Origin of the sequence: Lottiidibacillus patelloidae (assembly GCF_002262935.1) — a bacterium.
In the GTDB taxonomy this organism is placed as follows: domain Bacteria; phylum Bacillota; class Bacilli; order Bacillales; family SA5d-4; genus Lottiidibacillus; species Lottiidibacillus patelloidae.
In genome coordinates this window covers 556,151-580,603 of sequence record NZ_NPIA01000001.1, presented here as the reverse complement: position 1 = coordinate 580,603, position 24,453 = coordinate 556,151, and the positions used below count along the sequence as shown (strand labels likewise).

At 36.6% G+C, this 24,453-nt stretch carries 27 protein-coding genes; 1 reads left to right on the top strand and 26 read right to left on the bottom strand.

Annotated elements, in window-relative coordinates:
• Positions 1–44: 44 nt before the first annotated feature.
• The 23 genes from paaI to smc all read right to left on the bottom strand — a co-directional run bounded on the left by paaI (position 45) and on the right by smc (position 22,242).
• A complete protein-coding gene (paaI, locus tag CIB95_RS03220; RefSeq protein WP_094921705.1) occupies positions 45–455 on the bottom strand; it encodes a hydroxyphenylacetyl-CoA thioesterase PaaI in 411 nt (136 codons plus the stop codon).
• A gap of 58 nt (positions 456–513) precedes the next feature.
• The gene (locus CIB95_RS03215; protein WP_094921702.1) at positions 514–1,671 is read right to left on the bottom strand and encodes an ABC transporter substrate-binding protein; all 1,158 of its coding nucleotides are present in this window, start codon (positions 1,669–1,671) and stop codon (positions 514–516) included.
• Between the two features lie 76 nt (positions 1,672–1,747).
• The gene (locus CIB95_RS03210; protein ID WP_094921699.1) at positions 1,748–2,485 is read right to left on the bottom strand and encodes an ABC transporter ATP-binding protein; all 738 of its coding nucleotides are present in this window, start codon (positions 2,483–2,485) and stop codon (positions 1,748–1,750) included.
• Positions 2,482–3,264 (bottom strand): ABC transporter ATP-binding protein, encoded by a 783-nt coding sequence (locus tag CIB95_RS03205; RefSeq protein ID WP_094921696.1) that lies wholly within the window; start codon positions 3,262–3,264, stop codon positions 2,482–2,484. Before CIB95_RS03205 ends, CIB95_RS03210 begins: the two co-directional genes overlap by 4 nt.
• Positions 3,257–4,294: a branched-chain amino acid ABC transporter permease gene (locus CIB95_RS03200; RefSeq protein WP_094921694.1), complete on the bottom strand. Its 1,038-nt coding sequence runs from the start codon at positions 4,292–4,294 to the stop codon at positions 3,257–3,259. The genes CIB95_RS03205 and CIB95_RS03200 overlap by 8 nt, the downstream gene beginning before the upstream one ends.
• A gap of 1 nt (position 4,295) precedes the next feature.
• The gene (locus CIB95_RS03195; RefSeq protein WP_094921691.1) at positions 4,296–5,177 is read right to left on the bottom strand and encodes a branched-chain amino acid ABC transporter permease; all 882 of its coding nucleotides are present in this window, start codon (positions 5,175–5,177) and stop codon (positions 4,296–4,298) included.
• Positions 5,178–5,351: 174 nt separating this feature from the next.
• Positions 5,352–6,227 (bottom strand): phenylacetic acid degradation operon negative regulatory protein PaaX, encoded by an 876-nt coding sequence (gene paaX, locus CIB95_RS03190; protein WP_094922160.1) that lies wholly within the window; start codon positions 6,225–6,227, stop codon positions 5,352–5,354.
• A gap of 131 nt (positions 6,228–6,358) precedes the next feature.
• Positions 6,359–7,684 carry a phenylacetate--CoA ligase PaaK gene (gene paaK / locus CIB95_RS03185; protein ID WP_094921688.1) on the bottom strand — a complete coding sequence of 442 codons (1,326 nt, stop codon included), beginning with the start codon at positions 7,682–7,684 and terminating at the stop codon, positions 6,359–6,361.
• Between the two features lie 445 nt (positions 7,685–8,129).
• A complete protein-coding gene (gene sucD, locus CIB95_RS03180; RefSeq protein ID WP_094921686.1) occupies positions 8,130–9,035 on the bottom strand; it encodes a succinate--CoA ligase subunit alpha in 906 nt (301 codons plus the stop codon).
• Positions 9,036–9,051: 16 nt separating this feature from the next.
• Entirely contained in the window at positions 9,052–10,212 is a 1,161-nt protein-coding gene (gene sucC, locus CIB95_RS03175; protein WP_094921684.1) for an ADP-forming succinate--CoA ligase subunit beta, read from the bottom strand.
• A gap of 134 nt (positions 10,213–10,346) precedes the next feature.
• Positions 10,347–11,120 carry a ribonuclease HII gene (locus CIB95_RS03170; RefSeq protein ID WP_094921682.1) on the bottom strand — a complete coding sequence of 258 codons (774 nt, stop codon included), beginning with the start codon at positions 11,118–11,120 and terminating at the stop codon, positions 10,347–10,349.
• A gap of 62 nt (positions 11,121–11,182) precedes the next feature.
• On the bottom strand, positions 11,183–12,043 hold the full coding sequence (ylqF, locus tag CIB95_RS03165) for a ribosome biogenesis GTPase YlqF (protein ID WP_094921681.1): 861 nt from the start codon (positions 12,041–12,043) through the stop codon (positions 11,183–11,185).
• A gap of 10 nt (positions 12,044–12,053) precedes the next feature.
• Positions 12,054–12,584, bottom strand: a complete 531-nt coding sequence (lepB, locus tag CIB95_RS03160; protein WP_094921680.1) for a signal peptidase I — start codon at positions 12,582–12,584, stop codon at positions 12,054–12,056.
• Positions 12,585–12,719: 135 nt separating this feature from the next.
• Positions 12,720–13,064 (bottom strand): 50S ribosomal protein L19, encoded by a 345-nt coding sequence (rplS, locus tag CIB95_RS03155; protein ID WP_094921678.1) that lies wholly within the window; start codon positions 13,062–13,064, stop codon positions 12,720–12,722.
• Between the two features lie 129 nt (positions 13,065–13,193).
• The gene (trmD, locus tag CIB95_RS03150) at positions 13,194–13,931 is read right to left on the bottom strand and encodes a tRNA (guanosine(37)-N1)-methyltransferase TrmD (RefSeq protein ID WP_094922157.1); all 738 of its coding nucleotides are present in this window, start codon (positions 13,929–13,931) and stop codon (positions 13,194–13,196) included.
• A 2-nt stretch (positions 13,932–13,933) separates the two neighbouring features.
• A complete protein-coding gene (gene rimM, locus CIB95_RS03145) occupies positions 13,934–14,455 on the bottom strand; it encodes a ribosome maturation factor RimM (RefSeq protein ID WP_094921676.1) in 522 nt (173 codons plus the stop codon).
• Positions 14,456–14,583: 128 nt separating this feature from the next.
• On the bottom strand, positions 14,584–14,811 hold the full coding sequence (locus CIB95_RS03140) for a KH domain-containing protein (RefSeq protein ID WP_094921674.1): 228 nt from the start codon (positions 14,809–14,811) through the stop codon (positions 14,584–14,586).
• A 29-nt stretch (positions 14,812–14,840) separates the two neighbouring features.
• A complete protein-coding gene (gene rpsP / locus CIB95_RS03135; RefSeq protein ID WP_094921673.1) occupies positions 14,841–15,113 on the bottom strand; it encodes a 30S ribosomal protein S16 in 273 nt (90 codons plus the stop codon).
• 77 nt (positions 15,114–15,190) lie between these two features.
• Complete coding sequence (gene ffh, locus CIB95_RS03130; RefSeq protein ID WP_094921672.1) at positions 15,191–16,531, bottom strand: signal recognition particle protein; 1,341 nt, start codon at positions 16,529–16,531, stop codon at positions 15,191–15,193.
• 14 nt (positions 16,532–16,545) lie between these two features.
• Positions 16,546–16,872 (bottom strand): putative DNA-binding protein, encoded by a 327-nt coding sequence (locus tag CIB95_RS03125; protein WP_094921671.1) that lies wholly within the window; start codon positions 16,870–16,872, stop codon positions 16,546–16,548.
• An 82-nt stretch (positions 16,873–16,954) separates the two neighbouring features.
• The gene (locus tag CIB95_RS03120; protein ID WP_408607172.1) at positions 16,955–17,527 is read right to left on the bottom strand and encodes a GNAT family N-acetyltransferase; all 573 of its coding nucleotides are present in this window, start codon (positions 17,525–17,527) and stop codon (positions 16,955–16,957) included.
• Positions 17,528–17,658: 131 nt separating this feature from the next.
• The gene (ftsY, locus tag CIB95_RS03115) at positions 17,659–18,648 is read right to left on the bottom strand and encodes a signal recognition particle-docking protein FtsY (protein ID WP_094921669.1); all 990 of its coding nucleotides are present in this window, start codon (positions 18,646–18,648) and stop codon (positions 17,659–17,661) included.
• A gap of 24 nt (positions 18,649–18,672) precedes the next feature.
• Positions 18,673–22,242, bottom strand: a complete 3,570-nt coding sequence (gene smc, locus CIB95_RS03110; RefSeq protein ID WP_094921668.1) for a chromosome segregation protein SMC — start codon at positions 22,240–22,242, stop codon at positions 18,673–18,675.
• A 129-nt stretch (positions 22,243–22,371) separates the two neighbouring features.
• On the opposite strand from smc, the gene CIB95_RS03105 reads away from it, so the two are divergent.
• A complete protein-coding gene (locus CIB95_RS03105) occupies positions 22,372–22,587 on the top strand; it encodes a DUF1128 family protein (RefSeq protein ID WP_158217550.1) in 216 nt (71 codons plus the stop codon).
• Between the two features lie 10 nt (positions 22,588–22,597).
• Here CIB95_RS03105 and rnc read toward each other — a convergent pair whose 3' ends face one another.
• The 3 genes from rnc to fabG all read right to left on the bottom strand — a co-directional run bounded on the left by rnc (position 22,598) and on the right by fabG (position 24,453).
• Positions 22,598–23,350, bottom strand: coding sequence for a ribonuclease III (rnc, locus tag CIB95_RS03100; protein ID WP_094921662.1), 753 nt, complete (start codon positions 23,348–23,350; stop codon positions 22,598–22,600).
• Between the two features lie 77 nt (positions 23,351–23,427).
• Positions 23,428–23,661 carry an acyl carrier protein gene (locus tag CIB95_RS03095; protein WP_094921659.1) on the bottom strand — a complete coding sequence of 78 codons (234 nt, stop codon included), beginning with the start codon at positions 23,659–23,661 and terminating at the stop codon, positions 23,428–23,430.
• 51 nt (positions 23,662–23,712) lie between these two features.
• Complete coding sequence (gene fabG / locus CIB95_RS03090) at positions 23,713–24,453, bottom strand: 3-oxoacyl-[acyl-carrier-protein] reductase (protein ID WP_094921656.1); 741 nt, start codon at positions 24,451–24,453, stop codon at positions 23,713–23,715.

Genomic DNA, 24,453 nt, shown 5'->3' with positions numbered 1-24,453 from the left:
AAGCCCCCATTCAATATAGAGGCTTTACCCAAAGGACATTTTTTTTAAACTAATTCTCCGAATTTATCCTTTTTTCGATATACCATTCCTTCAGCAGTCGCAATTAAATCTCCCGACTCATTTTTCACCTTCATTTGATAAATTCCTAGTTTGAAATTTTTTGAAACTTCGCTAGCCTCAGCAATAAGTTTATCACCAGGCATCGCTGCTTTAATAAAATTCATCGAAACATTAATTCCAACTGCGACACTTCCGTAAGAATTACTTGCAAGAGCAAAGGCACTATCTGCCAATGCAAATATTACTCCCCCATGCATTGCTCCATGGAAATTTACCATTGAATCATCAACTGTCATTGAAAGTTTTGCAAACCCTTCTTCAACTGATGTGATTGACATACCTAAACTTCTTGCAAATGGATCATTACTCATAAAATCAAAGATAGCTTTATTCATAGGCCCTCCTATATGTAGATAAAAGGCATTCACGGGAATGAATGCCTCTCATTTTCACTTATTTTTTTAATACCCACTTACCATTTTTAACTTCTGCTAATACCATACTATCTGCTTTTAACCCATTGTGATCATCTGCACTAAATGTAAAAATTCCTGTCGCTCCAACATAACCATTGATATTCTTTTCTAAATAATCACGAATTGATTCACGATCAGTAGCACCAGCTTTAAGTGCCTCAACGATTAGCATAACATTGTCATACCCGTATGAACCGAAATTAGTTGGCTCACTGCCATACTCAGCTTTGTAATCATTATAAAAGCTAGAGATTACTTCATATTGCGCATCGCTCTCAGTAATTTGAGTTGGGAATAACAACTTTCCAGTTGGAATTACTACGCCTTCAGCTGCATCACCAGCTAAATCTATAAACGATTGGTTAGCAATACCGTGGCTTCCGATAAACGGAATATCGATGCCTAATTCTTTCATATTTTTTGCAATTATCGCTGGACCTGGATTTGTTCCCCAAACAATAATTGCTTGTGCACTAGATTTGTTAATTTTCGTTAATTGCGCCTTCATATCAGGATCTTTCGTATTGTAAGTTTCAGAAGTTACAATTTCAATACCGTATTTATTATGAATAGCTTCCATCTGTTCTAAACCACTAGCACCAAATGCATTTGAATCTGTTAATGCAGCAATCTTAGTTAGACCTGCATCCTTTAAATACATAAATACTCGTTCTGCAGCATGTGCATCTGAGTGAGGTGTTTTAAAAACCCACTTAGCTTCACTTGCAGGTGATACGATATGTACAGAAGCACCTGCAGAGATCATTGGAACTTCGTTATCCATCGCTATCCCTTTCATAGCTAGTGAAGCTCCTGAAGTAGTTGTACCTAAAATCGCTACTACATTTTCATCGTGGATTAGACGATTCATTTCTTCCGTTGCTTTTTCTTGAGAAGTTTCATCATCCGCTAAAATAATCTCAACTGGTACCCCATTAATACCACCAGCGTCATTAATTTGCTTTTCTAATAGCTTGGCAGCGTTCCATTCCGGTTCTCCTAGTGGACTAGCTGGACCTGTTTTAGAATAAATAGCGCCAATCTTGTAAACTTCAGGTTGTTCTTCTGAACTACTACATGCAGCTAAAGCTGTCGCCAACAAAAGTGTTAGCATTAATGTTAAAAGCTTTTTCATCGTCTTTACCCCCGTAATTTTGTTTGTTTTATTTATATTAAACGCTAGTGTTAGCGCTTAATTCAAAATGATTAGCTTATGAAACTGTATGGCCTAAAAATGCTTCTTTTACTTCTTGATCATTTAGCAAGTCTTTTGCACTTCCTTGTTTAATCACTGAACCATGTGACATGACATAGCCTCGATCAGCTATTTTTAATGAAGCCGATACGTTTTGTTCAATAAGTAAAACAGTTACACCAAACTCATCTCTTAGTCGTTTTACATATTGCAAAACTTCTTTAACAATGAGTGGTGCAAGGCCAAGTGATGGCTCATCTAATAAAAGTAAAACTGGTCTAGCCATAACAGCTCTAGCAATTGCTAACATTTGCTGTTGCCCACCTGAAAGCGTACCAGCAAGTTGATCTTTTCTCTCCTTCAATATAGGAAAGAGTTCAAAAACTTTTTCTATATCACTATCCACTTTCTTTTTACCAGTTTTACGGTAGTGGTGGTAAGCTCCCAAATATAAGTTTTCTACAACAGACATAGTTGAAAAGACTTGGCGATGTTCTGGTACTTGTATTAAACTTCTTTCTACAATACTTTCTGCTTCAAGCTTAGTAACATCCTCTTCATTAAAAAGGATTGCTCCTTTTGAAGGCCTTAATAATCCAGAGATGTTTTTTAACATCGTTGTTTTCCCAGAACCATTTGCTCCTAGCAAGGCTACAATTTCTCCTTTGTTAACTTGAAAATTAACTTGATCGAGTGCTTTTATCGGACCGTAGCTAAAAGAAACATCTCTAACTTGCAAGAGAGAAGTACTCATGATATTACCTCCTCATCTTCACTTGCACCGAGGTAAGCCTCAACAACTCGTTCATTACTTTGAACTTCCTTCGGTGTACCTTCGGCGATTTTTTCCCCTTGATCTAAAACAATGATTTTATCGCATATCGTCATTACTAAGTCCATGTCGTGTTCTACGACGAAGATAGAAATACCTTTGTCACGAATCGCTTTTATTAAATTCGCCATTTCCAATGTTTCCTGATTATTTAATCCAGCTGCAATTTCATCTAACAATAATAACGAAGGACTAGTTGCAAGTGCTCGTGCTAATTCTAGTAATCTCAACTTCCCTAAAGGGAGATTACTAGCCTCTGTTGCTACTACATCACTTAAACCGACAAAATCGATCCACTGTAAGGCATTTTCATACATATCCTCTTCTTCTTGTCTCATTTTTTTCGTTTTCAATGCCGCTGCCACTATTCCAGACTTAGTTTTCGTATGTAACCCTACCATGACATTTTCAAGGACTGTCATTGTTTTAAATACTTGCAAGTTTTGAAATGTTCGAGAAATACCAAGTGGAGCAACTTTATAGGAAGGCAATTGATCAATCCTTTTTCCTTGAAACCAAATTTCTCCTTCTGTTGGCGGAAAAACAGCAGATACCATATTAAACATTGTGCTCTTCCCTGCACCATTTGGTCCTATAAGCCCGGTTATATTACCAGTTTCAACACTGAAAGTAACATCTTTGTTTGCTATTACTCCTCCAAACCGTTTTGTAACACCTTTTACTTCGAGAAGATTAGACATGATGTTCCCCCTTTACTGCTTCCACTTGCCCTTTTTCTTTTTTCTTCTTCCCTTTATAATCGTAACTTTTGAGCAGTGATACTAATGAAGGAAATACTCCACGAGGCAAGAAAATAACGACAAGCATTAAAATTAAGCCGTATAACACATGTTCAAAATCACTAGTTATAAAGGAAATATGAGAACCTAATGTATGTACTAGAATGTTTATTAAAGAAATAAGGAAAGCTCCAAAAACCGCCCCCCATACCGATGTTGCTCCTCCTAGTACAACCATTGTTAAAAAGAGAATCGAATGGTTTAAACCGAACGATGTCGGAGAAATACTGTAACTCATATGTGCAAACAGCCAGCCTGCAAGACCTGCAAACATTGCACTGATAATGAACACTTGCATCTTATATTTACCTGTATCAACTCCCATTGCACTAGATGCAATTTCACTATCATGGATGGAACGAAGTGCTCGACCGATGCGAGAGTGGATAATATTTAAAGAGATAATAATAACAATTAACGCAAAAGTCCATACTAAGTAGTAATAGGAAAGACCTTGTTTAAAAGCAAAACCAAAGATTTCAATTTTAGGTACACCATATAGTCCTGAAGCACCTTTTGTGACAGATTTCCATTCAACGAGTAGTACGTGAATAACAATTCCAAATGCTAAAGTTGCCATCGCCAAGTAGTATCCGTGCAACCTTGCCATCGTTTGCCCCATAATATAGGCAACAAGAGCAGGCACTAATAGAGAGACTAATAAACTTAACCAAGGGTTTATACCATATGTCGTTGACAATACCGCAGTAGAATAAGCTCCCACCCCGTAAAATGCTGCTTGTCCAAGTGAAATTTGTCCTGCGAACCCCATCAATAAACCTAAACCAACAGCTACAATTGTATAAAGACCTGCGAAGGTAGCTTTCGTAATATAGAATGATTTAGAGAATAAAAATGGAAGCACACATATAAAAAGAGCAAATACTAAAACACCAATCCAATTCACTCGTTGAACACCTTGTCTTTTCATATTACAATCCTCCCTTTCCAACATTCTTTTCTCCTAAAATTCCGAAAGGGCGAATTAATAAAAGTAAAAGTACTGCACCGAAAGCAATGGCATCCTTCATACCTGAACTGATATAACCAGCTCCAAATGACTCAATTAAGCCTAGTAATATACCTCCAATAACCGCTCCAGGCGCACTACCAAGACCACCTAAAATACTTGCAGAAAAACCTTTAATCCCTAACATAATCCCCATATCATAGGCTGGGAAAAGGATTGGTGCGATGACTAATCCTGCGATAGCTCCTAATCCTGCACTAAATGCAAATGAGAATGCCGACATCTTTTTTGGGCTTATTGCCATTAACCTTGCAGCTAACGGGTTTGCTGAACATGCTCGAAATGCCTTTCCAATCATTGTCTTTTCCATAAGTATGTATAATATTGCAACGATTGCTAACATGAAAACCATCACCCAAATGCTTTGTGGCGTAATGGATGCACCAAAGATCGAAATCGGTTCATTATTTGCAAGAAATGGCGCAATCTTCACAGGGTCTTTTCCCCAAAACATACTTGCTATACCTCTTATAAAAATCGCAGCTCCGATAGTTAAAATAATCAAGCTAAGAGGGTCTGCATTTTTTGCTTTACGAATAATCGTTGCTTCAATGAGAAAACCGATGATTATAACAGTTAATATTGTAAGAAAAAAAGAAAATATATAAGGCACTCCTGCTTTTGTAAATGAAAACATAATCATTCCACCTAGCATGACAAATTCACCTTGTGCTAAGTTGATGACTTTTGTAACACTGTAAATTGTGACAAAACCTAATGCAACGATTGCATACATACTTCCAATCGTTAAACCTGTAATTAAATATTGCATTAATTCTCCCATGTTCTCACTCCTTTGATGTGTGTACAGCATTTTCTATGTCGTTTAATTTACGACAAGTTCTTTTAGTTATATAGAAATGATAACGCTTTCATAATCTTACTGTCAATAATATTCTGAAAATTTTTTCTAATTATGGATAAAAAAAACAGCGGCATTTATCCGCTGCTATACTTTTTATTCTATAATTAATGGATGATCTAAAACATCGTAACACTCGTCTTTGTACGAGAGTTCATTTCCCTTTTCAAAAACAGTCTCAAAAAACCTACTAGCTGGTTTTGCTAATTGTTTATAATATTCAGTAAACAAATTGGCGGCGTGACCTCCTAGCCACTTCTCTGGAAGAAGAGGCTCAGGTAAACCAGGGTCAACGAACAGGAATTTCCTATACTCGTGGACTAGCTTCGTACGCTCAACAAAACATTCAGCATCCGTCATTTGCTTTTGTTGAATTTTATTTTTATCAATCACAAACTTTTGGCTATAAGTTGATATAAACTCATTGTATTTCCCATTTATTTCATCTAAATCCCAACACTTTTCTATCAACTCTTCATCAGTTAATGGACCAGCATTTTCTGATATAAAAAAGCTTACATATTTTTCTATGTTATATTTAGCAATTAAATCATACACTTGCTTTTCCAAGTTGTTTGGTGATATCCATACACTATTTGAGAATGTACCAAAGCCACTCCAAACCAATTCTTTGCGAAATTCATCTCGTAGATTACGTTTCTCTTCTGGAATAGAGTACATTAAAATACGCCACTTACCATCCCAATTTTCTGTCTTCAGCTTGAATATTCGTATTGCTGCTTCTTCAATTCGCTTTACTCCACGTTCAGATAAATAATAATAGCTTTTATTTCCTCTTTTTTCCGCTTCGACCCAGCCTTGCTTACCCATCCTCGAAATTGCCGAACGAATTGACTGGTCATTATGACCAAATTCCTTTAATAGCTTAATTAAACTACCGATCCATATTTTATTCCCATAATGGCGGACATAATCACCATAAAGTGTGAAGATCATAGACCTTGTGTTCATTTCCATATTGGTTACCTCATTTTAATTTATTTTTACATAACCGATCTTTGGAGAACGAACAAGGAAGCTACTTCTTAGTTATGCAAACGAGAGAAGGCCTGTAAAAGGCCCTCTAACCTTATAGTCATTTATCAAACTATTACTTCTTCATTTCTACGGTCAACGACTCTGACCGCCTTACCTTGAGATCTAGGAATCGACTTTGGCTCTAGCACTTTAACATCCATTGAAACAAGACAACTGCTCTTCATTAAATGCTGAACCTCTCTTGCTAATAAGTTTACTTTTTCATCTTCCATATTACCTTTAATGTTGTTATAGAACTCTTCACTTACTTCCACATGTAGTTGAACTGTATCTAAGCTGCCCTTTTTTAGTAAATGTAATTGATAGTGTGGCACTAAATCATGCAAAGTTAAAAGGAAATGTTCAATTTCTGAAGGAAAAACATTTACGCCACGAATAATTAACATATCATCGATACGTCCTTTCACACGGGACATTCGGACTGTAGTTCGTCCACATGCACATCTTTCTTTCGTAATGCTGGCAATATCACCCGTGCGGTAACGAATAACAGGGAATGCTTCCTTCGTCAAACTAGTAAAAACAAGTTCTCCTTCTTCCCCTTCTTCTACCGGAAGCAATGTTTTTGGGTCAATAACTTCCACATAAAAATGGTCCTCAGCAACATGTAGTCCATCTTGTGCTTCATGACATTCCATTGAAACACCTGGTCCAATCACTTCACTGAGCCCATAAATATCACATGCTTTAATTCCTAATTTACCTTCTAATGTTCGACGCATTTCTTCTGACCATGGCTCTGCACCGAAAATACCATATTTCAATGATGTTTCAGTTGGGTTTTTGCCCATTTCTTCCATCGTTTCTACTATATTTAAAACATATGAAGGAGTACCACAAATTACTGTTGGTTTAAAGTCTTCTATTAATGTAATTTGTCTTTCAGTATTACCGCCTGAGATAGGCACCGTCGCCATCCCTAACGCTTCACTACCATAATGAAGCCCTAATCCACCTGTAAATAAACCGTATCCATACGCATTATGTAAAACTTCCCCAGGGTTACCCCCAGCAATTGCAATAGCTCGAGCCACAATTTCAGCCCATGAATCAATATCTTTTCTCGTATAACCTACTACCGTTGGTTTCCCACTCGTTCCAGACGATGCATGAATACGAACAATCTCCTTTTGGTCAGCTGCAAAAAGGCCAAAAGGATAGTGATCTCTTAAGTCTTTTTTTACTGTGAAAGGTAATTTTTGAATATCATGTAAGTCCTTTATATCTTCAATAGTTACGTTCATTTCTTTAAATTTTTCTTTGTAAAAAGGAACATTCTCATATACTCTTTTGACAGTCTCTCTTAATCTCTCAGACTGTAAATCTTCTATTTCATTTCTAGATGATGTTTCAATACTATGTAAAATCATAAATATATCCCCCTCGTTTCCATTAAATAAAGCGCTTACATTTTTGATGTGAAAAAAAGCAATTCATTAAGTTATAAATATATAACGTAAATTTATCGCCATAAAAGAAAAATGCTATATTTATAAGAAACAATACCTGTTATAGTAATAAATGTCAATATATTATCAGAAAATTTTATTTATTCTTTTGAATAAGAAAAGCTAGGCGAACGCCTAACGACGTAAAACCTTATATCACTTTGATCTAAGATAAAGGAAAAACGCACGATGAGCTTTGCGAATCCATGTTGACTTATCGAAAGTGAGAAGTTTATAGGTTTCTAGAGCTAAAGCTGGATCATATAAAAAAGATGAAGCGACCGCTTAGCGCCGTATAACCTTATACCACTTCAAACTAAACTATCCTAAAAGAAAAAAGCCCCCAAATAGGGAGCTTTCTTACTGTTTATTTGTGTGTTAAACACTTTTCGTATAAACCAGTTTCATGAAGAACTTTAATTAATGTTTCACCCATTACTGATGGAGTATCAGCAACTGCGATTCCACACTCTCTCATAACTTTAATTTTTTCTGCAGCAGTACCTTTACCACCAGAAATAATCGCACCAGCGTGGCCCATACGCTTTCCTGGAGGTGCAGTTTGACCACCGATGAATCCAGCTACAGGTTTTTTCATGTTAGCTTTCACCCATTCAGCAGCTTCTTCTTCAGCAGTACCACCAATTTCACCAATCATGATTACAGCATACGTATCATCATCTTCGTTGAATGCTTTTAAAGCGTCGATGAAGTCTGTTCCGTTAACAGGGTCTCCACCGATTCCAACAGCTGTTGATTGACCGATACCTTCTGTTGAAAGTTGATGTACAGCTTCATAAGTTAACGTTCCAGAACGAGAAACGATACCTACGTGACCTTTTTTATGGATGTATCCTGGCATAATACCAATCTTACACTCGTCAGGAGTAATAACACCTGGGCAGTTAGGTCCAACAAGGCGAGTTTTCTTGCCTTGCATGTAACGCTTAACTTTAACCATGTCTAATACTGGAATGTGCTCAGTAATACAAATAACCATATCTAATTCTGCATCAACAGCTTCTAAAATTGCATCCGCTGCAAATGGAGCAGGAACATAAACAACAGAAGCGTTAGCGCCTGTAGCTGCAACTGCATCGGAAACTGTGTTAAATACTGGTACACCTTCAACTTCAGTTCCACCTTTACCAGGAGTTACACCACCAACAATTTTAGTTCCATATTCGATCATTTGCTTCGTATGGAATAAAGCTGTTGAACCAGTGATACCTTGAACAATAACTTTAGTATCTTTATTAATAAATACGCTCATTCTTTGCCCCGCCTTCCTATTTAACTAGTGATACAATTTTTTGTGCGCCGTCAGCCATTGATTCAGCTGCAACGATATTTAAACCAGACTCGTTAAGTAACTTTTTACCGATTTCTACATTTGTACCTTCTAAACGTACAACAAGTGGTAATTCAAGTCCTACTTGCTTCGTAGCTTCAATTACACCTTCAGCAATAATGTCACACTTCATGATTCCACCGAAGATATTAACGAAAATACCTTTTACGTTTTGATCAGAAAGGATGATTTTGAAAGCTTCTGTTACTTTCTCAGCAGTAGCACCGCCCCCAACGTCAAGGAAGTTAGCAGGGTCTCCGCCGTAATGCTTAATAATGTCCATTGTAGCCATCGCTAAACCAGCACCGTTAACCATACATCCGATGTTTCCATCTAAAGAAATGTAGTTTAAGTCATATTTAGAAGCTTCGATTTCTTTTGCATCTTCTTCTTCTAAATCACGGTATTCAACGATATCAGGGTGACGATATAATGCGTTAGCATCAAAGTTTAACTTCGCATCTAATGCCATTACATTTCCGTCTCCAGTTACTACTAGAGGGTTAATTTCAGCAATTGAGCAATCTTTATCAGAGAATGCTTTATAAAGTGCCATCATGAACTTAGCTGCTTTCCCTACTAGTTCTTTTGGAATGTTAATGTTAAACGCTAAACGACGAGCTTGGAAACCAGTCAATCCAACGATTGGGTCAATTACTTCTTTAAAGATCTTTTCAGGCGTTTTTTCTGCAACTTCTTCAATCTCAGTTCCGCCCTCTTCAGAACCCATCATTACAATCGCATCAGTTGCACGGTCGACAACAAGTCCGATGTAGTATTCTTTTTTAATATCGCAACCTTCTTCAATAAGAAGACGTTTTACTTCTTTACCTTCAGGTCCTGTTTGATGAGTTACAAGCGTTTTACCTAAAATCTCACTTGCATATGTACGAACTTCATCTAAGTTTTTCGCTACTTTAACCCCGCCAGCTTTTCCTCTTCCACCAGCATGGATTTGTGCTTTTACAACAGTTACTGCTGTACCTAGTTCTTTAGCTGCTTCAACAGCCTCATCCACCGAAAACGCAACTTTTCCGTTTGGAACTGCTACGCCGTATTTTCTCAAGACTTCTTTTCCTTGATACTCATGGATATTCATTCTCCATCCTCCTATCATCAATTAAAACCTAAATTGGCCTTAGTCTTTACCATTGTATATAATCTACTACTATATTGTCTACCTTTGACGACGAAATAACCGTAAGTTACAAAAAACACAGAATTTACCGAATATTATGTCATTAATTGATTTCGAACTGGAGCAAATGATTTGCGGTGTACACTAGTAACTCCATATGTTTTTAGTGCATCCAAATGCTCTTTCGTTCCGTAACCCATATTATTTTTAAATCCGTATTGAGGATACTTTTCGTGAATTTCCTCCATTATTCTGTCCCGAGTTACTTTCGCGATAATTGAACTTGCAGCGATAGATACTGAATTGGCATCTCCTTTAATTATTGATGTTTGTGGAGTTTGCACTGGAAGAGTCATCGCATCAATTAACAAATGTTCCGCTTCATTATTCATATCGTTAATCGCCTTAGTCATCGCAACTTTTGTAGCTTCATAAATGTTAATTTTATCAATCTCCTCAGGAGTTACAATGCCAATTCCAAATGAAACTGCATTCTTAGTAATTTCTTCATAGAAGAAGTCACGGTTAGATTCAGAAACAGCCTTTGAATCATTTAAGCCAGCTAAATAAAAATCTTCGGGTAAAATGACACTTGCAGCAACAACTGGTCCTGCAAGTGGTCCACGCCCTACTTCATCTACCCCAGCTATAAAGCTTATTCCGTTTTCACGCAACTCCATTTCATACCTTGACATATGCAGAAACTTTTCTTTGGCTAATCTTTCTCTCTCTATTTTAGCCTTCCATCGTTTTATTAAGTTTTGCACACCTTTTCTTTGATCATTCTCAAGATTTTTCAACTCTTCACTAGATGCTAATTGATTATTAGAAAATAAAATTTCTTCTATTTCTTTTATTGTCTTCGCCATGCTTTTCCCCACTTACGTTAATTATTGACTGAAAAATAAGAAGGACACGCTTTGGGCGTGTCCTAATTCACATCTTGAACTGTTTCAAAAGAAATTCCACCTAATTTTAGTGAACGTAAGTCACGTAAAATTAGTTCAGCAGCCTTATCATAATCAATATAACCGCCTCCAACTAAACACCCACGTTTACGCCCAATTTCATCAAAAAGTTCAATTACATCATCTGGAATTTCTTCTAGCTTGTACCGCTCTTTTAATCGCTCAGGATAGCGGTCTTTCATGTACTTAAGGATAAATACAACCACTTCTTGAAAATCAAATAACGTTTCTTTTATCGCTCCAGTTGCTGCTAAACGAGAACCGACATCTTGATCTTCAAATTTTGGCCAAAGAATACCAGGTGTATCTAATAAATCAAGTTCATCCCCAACTTTAATCCATTGCTGCTTTTTCGTAACACCAGGCTTATCACCTGTTACTGCAATATTTTTTTTAGCCAAACGATTAATTAATGTCGATTTGCCTACGTTTGGAATACCTAAAATAAGGACGCGGATCGCTCTTGGATTGACTCCTTTAGCTTTTAACTTGTCATGCTTTTCTTTCATTAGCTCTCGACATGCAGGAGCAATTTTATTTAATCCTTGACCAGATTGACAGTCTACTTCTAAAGCCATCTTACCTGGGCCCTCAAAAAACTTTTTCCATCTTTTTGTTTCAGTCTGATCTGCCATATCAATTTTATTTAATAATAACAGTCGCGGCTTGTCCCCAACAATTTCATCAATCATCGGATTTCGAGAAGATAATGGGATGCGCGCATCAACTAATTCAATGACTACATCAATTAACTTTAATTTTTCTCTAACTTCTCGCTTAGCCTTAGCCATATGGCCAGGATACCACTGTATTGGTTTACTCATTTTTCTTCACCTACTTAATATAACGAAACTCTGCGAATGGCCAGAAAACAATATTTGCTTCACCTATAATTTCCTCGACACTTATAGGTCCTATATGACGGCTATCTCGACTATGATTTCGATTATCCCCAAGGACATAAACATGGCCTTCTGGAACTTTCATTTCTTCAATATATGTTGTATAGCGTTCTGGGTTCTCAAGGCGAATTTCTTGTAAAAATGGCTCTTCCACCAATTCACCATTTATATATAATTTATCGTTTTCATATTTTATTGTTTCACCAGGAAGAGCAATTACTCTTTTGATATAATCTTTATTTTCTGTTGCATGAAATACAACAATATCAAATCGATTAACATCTGATATCGAATATACTACCTTATTTACGATCATCCTGTTATTGTCTTGTAATGTTGGAAGCATTGAATCACCATCGACTACAATAGGTGCAAACAAAAGATAACGAATAATCCCAGCTAATGCTAAAGCAATCATTAAAGCTTTTGTCCATTCCCACAACTCATTTTTTTTTCGTGGCATTGTCTTTCCTCCAAAATAGTAAGATAGGCCCTCAATCATATTCACTAATATTTTTAATTAACTCTATTTATGTATAATAAAGGCTTTATTTTTTGTATAAAAAAGGAGCTTGTCTCCAAGCTCCTTTTTCTTTGATTATCGTACTTCTTTAATACGAGCTGCCTTACCACGTAATGCACGTAGGTAATAAAGCTTCGCACGACGAACTTTACCACGACGGATAACTTCTAATTTAGCAATCTTTGGTGAGTTTAATGGGAATGCACGTTCAACACCAACACCGTAAGAGATCTTACGTACTGTAAATGTTTCACTGATTCCACCACCACGACGCTTAATTACTACACCTTCGAATACTTGGATACGCTCGCGAGTTCCCTCTACGACTTTAACGTGTACACGTACAGTATCTCCAGGACGGAATGTAGGAAGGTCAGTTCTAATTTGTTCTTGAGTGATATCTTGTAATAATTTTTGCATTTGGAATTTCCTCCTTCCGTACAGATGTTCTTGCAATGCTTTTTGTATCATTACAGCGGAACACCGTAGTCGCTTGGCCTAAGCCACAATGGCTATAATAGCATATTAATGCCTGTTTTGCAATACTTTCTAGCTTTCTTCTTTAATTTCGCGCAGCCATTTTTTTTCTTGGTCAGTGAGCTTGTTTTCATCTAATAAATCTGGTCTACGCTGAAATGTTCGACGAAGTGATTCTTTTTTTCTCCATGCCTCAATATTGGCATGATTGCCTGATAATAATACATCTGGGACATCTAAACCACGAAACGAAGCTGGTCTTGTATAATGTGGATGTTCTAAAAATCCTGTACTATAAGAATCTTGTTGATGTGACTCTGCTTTTCCTAAAGCATTTGGCAAAAGTCTTGTTACACTATCAATGATGACCATACTTGCTAATTCACCGCCGGTCAATATATAATCACCGATCGACAGCTCGTCAGTTACGACGTGCTCTCTTATTCGTTCATCATAACCTTCATAATGTCCACAAATAAAAATTAAATGTTCTTCCTTAGCAAGCTCTTCAGCTTTTTGTTGCGTAAACCGTTCCCCTTGCGGACACATTAAAATAACTCGAGGAGTTGTCCCCTTCGCTTTAGCAATGCAATCATCTACTGCATCAAAAATTGGCTGTGGCGTCAATACCATACCGGCTCCACCACCATAAGGATAATCATCGACTTTATTATGTTTATTTGTTGTATAATTTCGAAAATCAGTTACTTCGAATTGTACGATTTCCTTTTCTTGTGCTTTTTTTAATATTGATTGATTAAATACACCGGAAAACATTTCAGGAAACAGTGACAAAACATCTACTTTCATCATTACTCTAATCCTTCAAGTAGTTCGACGATAATTTCTTTTTCCTCGATATTAATTTCTTTCACTACGTCTTCTATATAAGGAAGTAATAAGTCATTTTTCCCTTTACGTTTAACAACCCAAACATCGTTCGCTCCTGGTGATAATATTTCTTTCACTTCACCTAATTGCTCACCATCAACTGTCTTTACTAAACAACCGATAATTTCATGGTAATAAAACTCATTTTCATGTTCACTTAAATCGATTAATTGATCTTCATTTACTTGAAGGATTCCACCTTTAAATCTTTCTACATCATTAATCGAACTGTAACCAACAAAAGAAATTAAATCAAAGTTCTTATGTTTGCGGTGCGTAGCTACTTTCACCTCAAGCTTTTCTTGAAGTTCAGCATGGTCAATGTACAAGACATTACCTTTTGCAAATCGTTCTTCTGGAAAGTCAGTTGAAGCAATTACTCGAACTTCCCCTTTAATTCCTTGTGTATTAACAATTTTACCAACGTTAAACCATTTACTCATATGTATACCCTTTTCCTTCCATAAGAAATTCCATACTATCATTTTTTCTTAAATTGACAATGATATACCTTATTATAAACGAACAAAAAAGAGCGAGGAAATTCCCCACCCTTTTTTAAATGTAACAATTATTTAATCACAATCGTAACATATTTGTTTTGACCAGCTGCTGCTGCATTCACGACTGTTCGAAGTGATTTCGCAACACGGCCTTGTTTACCAATAACTTTACCCGTATCTTCTGGGTGTACAGTTAATTGATATGTGAGCTTTTCGCCCTTCGTTTCTTCTAAGACTTTCACTTCTTCGGGGTAGTCAACGAGAGCTCTGGCAATCGTTTCGATTAAATCTTTCATTTAAATCCCTCCGAATACTTAGAAATTAATTATTTTTGGTACTTTAAGTTGTGGAACTTTTCTAAGATACCAGCTTTAGAGAATAAGTTACGTACTGTATCAGAAGGTTTTGCACCATCTTGTAACCATTTTAATGCTGCATCTTCGTCAATTTTAACTTCAACAGGAGTTGCTACTGGATTATAGTATCCAATTTCCTCGATGAAACGACCATCACGTGGTGAACGTGAGTCTGCTACTACTAAACGATAAAATGGTGATTTTTTTGAACCCATACGCTTTAAACGAATTTTTACTGCCATTATATTTGCACCTCCGAATTTTTTAAAAACAACTTTATTATATTATCATAAAATCCACTAAGTGGACTGATAAACTTTTACATGAATGGGAATTTCATACCGCCTTTTTTCTTTTTGCCGGTACCCATCATTTGTTTCATCATTTTCTTCATGTCTTCGAACTGCTTTAGTAAACGGTTTACGTCTTGTACTGTCGTTCCGCTTCCATTCGCAATTCTTTTTCTACGACTTGCATTTATGATTGCAGGTTGCTCTCTTTCTTTCATCGTCATCGACTGTATAACAGCTTCGATTTTGACAAGTTGCTTTTCATCAACTTTAGCATCCTTCAATCCTTTCATTTTGTTTGCTCCAGGAATCATCCCTAGCAAATCTTCGAGCGGTCCCATACTTCGGATTTGTCTTAGTTGATCAAGGAAATCATCTAGCGTGAAACTCATTGTTTTCATCTTTTGCTGGAGTTCTTTCGCTTTCTCTTCATCGACATTGGCTTGTGCTTTTTCAATTAATGTTAGCACATCACCCATACCTAAGATACGAGATGCCATTCTTTCCGGATGGAAAGCTTCTAACTGATCAAGTTTTTCTCCCATACCAGCAAATTTAATCGGTGTATTCGTAACCGCCTTTACTGATAATGCAGCCCCACCACGTGTATCTCCATCTAGCTTTGTTAAAACAACACCAGTGATATCAAGTTGTTTATTAAAGCTATCAGCCACGTTGACAGCATCTTGACCTGTCATTGCATCGACAACTAGTAATACTTCATCAGGATTAGCGGCATCTTTCATATCTTTTAGCTCATCCATTAACCCTTCATCAATATGAAGGCGACCAGCTGTATCGATAATGACGTAATCACAATGCTCTTCTTTTGCTTTAGCAATACCTTGTTTTACTATTTCAACAGGGTTTACTTTATCACCAAGTGAGAACACTGGTAAGCTTAGTTGTTTACCTAATGTTTCTAACTGCTTAATTGCAGCTGGGCGATAGATGTCTGCCGCTACTAAGAATGGCTTTCTATTGTGATTTTTACGTAAATGATTTGCTAATTTTCCTGTTGTTGTCGTTTTACCAGCACCTTGTAAACCAACCATCATGACAACTGTAGGTGGTTTCTTGGCAACTGCGATTTTGCTTTGTTCTCCTCCCATTAAGGCTGTTAACTCTTCATTTACTACCTTAATGACTTGTTGACCTGGAGTTAAGCTTTTCATTACATCTTGGCCAACCGCACGTTCTTTCACACGGTTAATAAAGTCTTTTACAACTTTAAAGTTTACATCAGCTTCTAATAAAGCGAGGCGCACTTCGCGCATCATTTCCTTTACATCAGCTTCCGTAACCTTGCCTTTTCCACGGATTTTTTGTAGTGTATTTTGCAGTCGGTCAGCTAAGCCTTCAAATGCCATTAAATGCCGTCCTCCTAATCAATATTCTCGAGCTTTTCCAATATAACTTGCACATCGTTTTGCGTTTGATCACTCAGTTGTGCTCGTAATTCGGTTAACACCGTTGTGCGCTCTTGAAATTTACTAAAAAGCAGAAGTTTTTCTTCGTAATCCTCAAGCATTGCTTCTGTCCGCTTGATGTTATCATATACCGCTTGTCTGCTCACTTGAAATTCTTCAGCAATTTCACCTAGGGAGTAATCATCCAAGTAATACAACGCCATATAATTTCTTTGTTTTTCTGTCAATAGCGATTGATAAAAGTCAAAGAGGTAATTCAAGCGCGTCGTTTTTTCTAACAATTGGCTTCAACTCCTTGTTAAGTAAAACGCCTTTACAAATAGGTATGATACACTCATTCACTTTTAATGTCAAGTTTTTTTCTTAACAGTAACTTTCACGTTCTTTTTTCCATGCATTCCACTCTTCGCGAAGCACTCCCATACGGATGGAATCATAATACTCACCGTTGTAATATCGGCATTTTCTCATTCTTCCTTCCATCATCATTCCGAGCTTTTCAGCGCACTTTATCATTCGTTCATTTCCTGACCATGTCGTTAGGCCGACTCTTGCAATTTCTAAATTTGCAAATAAATAATCGATCCATAGCTTAAGTGCATTTGTTCCAATTCCACCGCTCCAGTTGTTAGACTGAAAAATAGTTACGCCTACTTCAAGCCACCTGGAAGGTTCATGTTCCCAATAAAATGAAACAGTACCTACAATTTCTCCGTTTCTTTCAATAATAGCCACCTTTGGAACTTCATTCGCTTTCAACATGTTCTGTAGATTTTCTTTATATTTTTCCAACTTTAAATAACCAAGTGGAAAATAAGGTGCATCCCACAGTTTCCATTCAGGGTTAGGTGTCCCATAAATAAAATTCCATAACAGTGGTATATCTTCTTCATTTATTTCTCTGACAATCACTTTATCTCCAATTAACTTCATCATTTCCCCCATTACTTCCGGCCTTTTTATCATTTCATAAGCTATTTTATTTCTTATTTCCAAGCTTATAGGACGGTTATAGATAAAGATAAAGATAAAGGCAAGTCACGTGAAAGTAACTTACCTTTTTCCTATTATTCTTCTGTCTCTCTATCAACTAGGTCAGAGAACAACCCATAAACAAATTGTTCTGCGTCAAAATCTTGTAAATCGTCAATTCCTTCTCCTAAGCCGATAAGCTTCACTGGAATATCTAGTTCATGACGAATTGCTAGAACAATTCCTCCTTTTGCTGTTCCATCTAGCTTCGTCAACGCGATACCTGTAACATTCGTTGCTTCACTAAATGTCTTCGCTTGGCTAAGAGCGTTTTGTCCAGTAGTAGCGTCTAAGACAAGTAACACTTCATGAGGAGCACCTGGAATTTCACGCTCGATGACACGCTTTACTTTTTCAAGCTCTTTCATTAAGTTTACTTTGTTTTGCAAACGACCTGCAGTGTCACAAATTAGGACATCCACATTTTTGGACTTTGCAGATTGGATAGCATCAAAAATAACTGCCGCTGGATCTGAACCTTCTTGTTGTTTTACAACTTCACAGCCAACACGCTCGCCCCATACTTCTAATTGATCGATTGCCCCAGCACGGAATGTATCACCAGCTGCTAAAAGGACAGATTTTCCATCATTTTTCAATTTATTAGCTAATTTCCCTATCGTTGTCGTTTTCCCAACGCCATTTACCCCAACAACTAACATGACAGTCATTGCATTACTTTGAAGATTTAAGTTACTATCTTCTTCTTTTTCTTGTAATAACTCTGCTAGTTTCTCCGAAATAACTGGCCGTACATCTTTCGTATCTTGAATATTACGTTTTCTCACTTCGTCTTTTAAGTCGTCAATTAAATCCATAACGGTCATTACGCCGACATCGGCAGAGATTAAAATTTCTTCTAATTCTTCGAAAAACTCCTCATCGACCTTTCTGAATCTACTCACTAAATCATTCACTTTACCAGAAAATGAATCTCTCGTTTTCGTTAGACCATCTTTAAATTTTTCTGTTACTGATTCGGTTTGTTTTGTAACTTTCTCTTTTAGTTTCTTAAAAAAGCTCATTCTTTTCCTCCTAGTTTGTCCGTTCTAATTTTGCGGAATTAGCTCTTTCGTATCTTCTAATCGAACAGAGACAAGGTTGGATACACCTGACTCTTGCATCGTTACACCATAAAGAACATCAGCCTTTTCCATTGTACCTTTTCGGTGTGTAATAACGATGAATTGCGTTTCACCGCTATAAATTTTTAAATAGTTTGCATATCGCACAACATTTGCCTCATCAAGTGCCGCTTCTACTTCGTCTAAAATAACGAAAGGGACAGGCCTTACTTTTAATATCGCAAACAGTAGCGCAATTGCTGTTAATGCACGTTCCCCTCCAGATAATAGACCTAATTGTTGAAGTTTCTTACCTGGCGGTTGTGCCACAATATCAATTCCGGTAGTAAGTAAATTGTCAGGCTCAGTTAACACTAAGTCAGCTCTACCTCCACCAAATAATTCAACGAAGACAACTCTGAATTCCTCTTTAATTTGTGCGAAAGTGGCACCGAAACGCTTTTCCATTTCCGTATCCATTTCACCAATTACTTCCCTTAATGTATCCTGTGCTTTTAATAAGTCTTCCTTTTGGTTAGTTAAGAAAGAATACCTTTCTTCCACTCGCTCAAACTCTTCAATTGCTCCAAGGTTAACAGTCCCTAAGCGCTCAATTTCACGCTTTAACTGTTTCACTTCAGCTTTTGCTTCATCTGCAGGAATCGTTAATGGATAATGCATTCTCGCCGCTTCAAACGATAGTTTATATTCTTCACGTAAATGAGTGAGTAAGTTATCTAATGACACATCAAGGCGATTTAATTTAACCTCTTCACTGTGAAGTGCATTGACTTTAGTTCTCTGAAGTTTCTTTAACTCTTTTGTTTCTCGTTCGATATCAGCAATTAAGTTATGCAATTTCAAACGTTCCGAACGTCTCTCACTAATGGCTGTAATAGTATCTTCTTTTTCCTGACGCTTATTAGTTACCGACTGATCCAGTGACGTCTCCGTTGAAGAATTACTGTTCATTTCTTCTTCTAGCTGGAAAAACTCTTCTTCTGAAGCTTTTAACAATTGAATAGAATAGTCATATTCTTCTTGTAAGCGTCTAACAGTATTTTGTTGATTGAAAAGTTTTTGTTGCTTTTCTGCGTAGAGAACTTTTAGTTCAGTAATATTTGTTTGCAACGAATCTTTCGTAGATTGTTGCTCATTTTTTGTTTTTGTTAAACTTTCAATCGTATCGCTAAGGTCTTTCACTTTTGTCTTTGAAGCAGATAAATAATTATTTAATTCATTTATTCGCTTTTCAGCTGAAGTTTTTTCTTCAAGCATACGAGATTGTTCATTGTCATATAAGGACAATCTCTCATTTACATTCTTTTCTTCAATTGCTAATTCACGCAACTGTCCTTGTAAAGATTGTTCCTCATATCGTGATTCTTCCCCTTGTTGGCGCAATGACGCTAATTCTACTTGCAAAGCTTCAAGCTCTTCTTTTTGTTTTCTAACAATATCGCTCTCAGCCGTTAGCTTACTTTCCATCTTAACAAGGTTTTCTGTAATTGTTTCAAGTTCACGTTGGCGACTAAAAATTGAACTTTTTTGCCCCTTCGTACTACCACCGGTCATTGAACCACCTGGGTTTACTACGTCACCTTCTAACGTAACGATTCGATAACGATGATTGATCTTGCGTGCCAATTCATTTGCACCTTGTAAATCTTTCGTTATAATGACGTGCCCTAGTAGGTTACTTATAACACTTTCATAGCGACGATCAAACGTAACTAATGTGGAAGCTTGTCCAACGAATGATGGATGCTGTTTAACGAGCTGTAAGTCTTGAACTGACACTGTTCGCGGTCTTATTGTTGTCATTGGTAAAAAAGTCGCTCTTCCATGACGCTGTTGTTTTAAGAATTGAATAGCTTCTCTTGCTGCTTGTTCATTTTCTACAACAACTTGCTGCATCGAAGACCCTAATGTTATTTCTATCGCTGTTTCAAATTCTTTTGGAACTTGTATTAATTCAGCAATCGCCCCTTCAATACCACGAAGCTTTTGATCTTTTTGTTTTAAAACTTCTTTTACACCTTGGAAAAAACCAGCATAATCATCTTGCATTTCTGAAAGAACATCTTTTCTTGATTTTAACTTTTGCATTAATTGGTAGCCTTCGTTTAGCTTAGCTTCCCTACTTTGCAAAATGTTTTGCTTTTCTTTCCTTTTGCTATCTGTTTCTTCATAGTCACTTAACAACTTTTTTAACTTTATCGTTGCCTTTTCTAATTTACGATTAAGGTCATTTTTATTTTCGTTTACGTCATTACGAGAAGTAATAAATTTAGCATTATCTTGTTCTAAGCGTAATGATTTACCTTCAATTAATTTTAATTGATCAGATAAATAACGTACTTCATTGCGCATAGAAGCTTCTTTATTTAAAAGATCAATATATTCACCTTTAAGTTGCTCGATTTGCTCTCCAATATTTTGATCAATATATTCAAATTCCTGCTGAGCTGTACGAAGTTGTTCTTTCACTTTAGAAACATCTTTGTCAAATTGCTTCAACAATAAATCTTCGTTGGATTTCTGCTGATCGATTGTATGAGATTTTTCTTTATATTCCTTTATTCGCTCTTGTAAACTATTTCTATTTTGTTCATAATTCTTTTTTCTTTCTTTAAGCACTTCACGTTGACCTTCTAGTTTTTCTAGCTCTTCACTTACTTTTAAAAGCTTTTGCTGCAACTCATCAACGTTGTTATCTAGTTTTTGTAACTGTTCTCTCTCACCTTCAAAACGGGCTTCTTCAGCCTTCATTTTAGTTGAGATTTCGAGTTCGTTATCTTTTAATTCTTCGACTAACTTTGTTTGCTCTTCCCACTGTTTATGTAACGAGTCAATTTCATAAGCCGTTAATGCAACTTCCACTTTTTCTAACTTGTCACGTTTCTCTAAATATTCCTTAGCGACATCAGCTTGTTGTTTAAGAGGTTCAATTTGTCCTTCAAGCTCATGAATAATATCATCAACTCGGTATAAATTATCTTTCGTTTCTGCTAATTTTTGTTCAGCTTTACGTTTTCGATGTTTATACTTCAAGACCCCGGCAGCTTCTTCGAAAATCGTTCTTCTTTCTTCTGCCTTACTGCTTAATATTTCTTCAATTTTACCTTGTCCGATAATAGAATAGGCTTCTCTACCTAGGCCAGAATCCATAAATAAGTCAACGATATCTTTTAGACGACATGATTGCTTATTAATGTAAAACTCACTGTCTCCAGAGCGATACACTCGTCTCGTTACGCTAACTTCATTGTAATCCATGCTAATGTGCTGATCTTCATTATCTAATGTTAACGTTACTTCAGCAAAGTTTAATGGTTTACGAGTATCACTCCCGGCAAAAATGATATCTTCCATTTTAGAACCACGCAATGATTTTGCTGACTGCTCACCAAGTACCCATTTTATACTATCCGTTATGTTACTTTTACCACTACCATTTGGCCCTACGACAGCAGTAACACCTGGAACAAAGTCGATAGCTACTCTACTTGCAAAAGATTTGAATCCTACGATATCTAACTTTTTGAGGAACATCCCCTAATCCCCTTTACTAAAATACTCAATTAATTCATTTTACCATACATCATCTACTACATAGAAGACTTGAAAGCCTTTATTATGGTACAATGTCTAATATTAATGAATAAAGAGGGGTGCTCATTTTTGGGTTCTACAAAAGAAAGTATTGAAGTATTAGTAAATGCAATTAGTGAAAAGCTGCAAGTTGTTAATAGAGGATTATTTGATCCAGAAGATTTCAATGAAAGTTGCTTAGAAGATCTGCAAGATATACATAAGATGATTATGATGAAGTCTACTGTAAGTATTTCTGAAAAGGAAGCAATTTTAACAGAGTTAAGTAAAATGCGAAAAAAATAACCCTTGAGGGTTATTTTTTTTGTTCAAATGCTCCTAATGCCATTTTAGCAGCATTTTGTTCAGCTTCTTTTTTTGTACGACCAAAGCCTTTTCCAGCTCGTTTATCATTTAAGAGAACTACAGAGATAAATTCGCGATTATGAGCAGGTCCACGCTCTTCAATAATTTCATAGTCAAGCTTACCGTGTCCATCTCGCTGGACTACTTCCTGAAGTTGACTTTTATAATCCATCACATGGGAAAAAGCACCTTCATCAATTTTAGGGAATACGACTTCTTTCAAAAATGAGAATACTACATCTAAACCTTTATCTAAATATAGAGCACCAACAAATGCTTCAAAAACATCCGCTAGTAAGGCTGGACGCTCTCTACCTCCGGAAAGTTCTTCCCCTTTACCTAATAATACTAAATTACCGAAATCTAATTCATTTGCAAATTGAACTAATGATGGTTCACAAACTATTGCTGCTCTCATCTTTGTTAATTGCCCTTCACTTAATGTCGGATGTTTTAAGAAAAGATATTTTGACACTGTCAGTTCTAAGACTGCGTCCCCTAAAAATTCAAGCCGTTCATTATCCTCATACGGGAGCCCTCGATGCTCATTTACATATGATGAATGTGTAAATGCTTGCTGTAATAATTGTTCACTTTCAAAAAAGATCCCCACACTCTTTTGAAATTGAGCAAATATATCTTGTTGCGCTTTAGTCAATTCATTCCATTTTTTTTGTTTTTTCCCTTTTGACGACTTATACATAAGTACCTCCGATTTAAAATGAAAGATTGCAAAGTCCCGTAACATCATTCATTACGGGACTAAAGTAAACAATTCTATTATTGAAGACTGTTTATGTAGTTTACAGCGTCTCCGACAGTAGAAATTTTTTCTGCATCTTCATCAGAAATTTCCATGTCAAATTCATCCTCAAGCTCCATAACAAGTTCTACTACGTCTAAAGAATCTGCACCTAAGTCATCTTTGAAAGAAGCCTCCAAAGTTACTTCCTCAGCATCTACATCAAGACGGTCAACGATAATCTTTTTTACGCGATCCAAAACTTCTGCCATTACGTTCACCTCCTCTCAAAGTCGTATTTATTAATATAATATCATAAGATATTACATTACCATACCACCATCTACTTGAATTGTTTGGCCAGTTATATAGCCACTCGCATCTGAAGCTAAAAACGTTACTGCATTAGCAATATCTTCTGCTTTTCCAAAGCGAGTAAGGGGGATTTGTTTTAACATCTCTTGCTTTACTTCTTCTGTTAATTCATCAGTCATATCTGTAACGATAAAGCCAGGAGCAATCGCATTTACAGTAATATTTCTTGCTGCAAATTCCTTTGCAGTTGTTTTTGTTAATCCGATAACACCCGCTTTAGCAGCAACATAATTCGCTTGGCCTGGATTACCACAAATTCCAACAACTGAAGCAATGTTAATAATGCGTCCATTTCGTTGTTTCATCATTTGGCGTGATACTGCTTTAGTGCTGTTAAATACACCTTTTAAGTTTGTATTAATGACAGCATCCCAATCGTCTTCTTTCATTCGCATAATTAGGTTATCACGCGTAATTCCAGCATTATTTACTAATATATCTAACGAACCTAATTGACTAACCGTTTCTTTAACCATTGCAGCAACTTCATCGCCGCTTGCAACATTTGCCTGAATTGCGATTGCTTCACGACCCATTGCTTTAATTTCGTCTACCACTTCATTTGCCTTCGCTTCACTACCGGCATAATTGACAACAACATTTGCACCATTCTTTGCAAGCTCTAATGCAACTGCGCGACCAATACCACGAGAAGCACCCGTAACTAGAGCAACTTTTCCACTTAACAT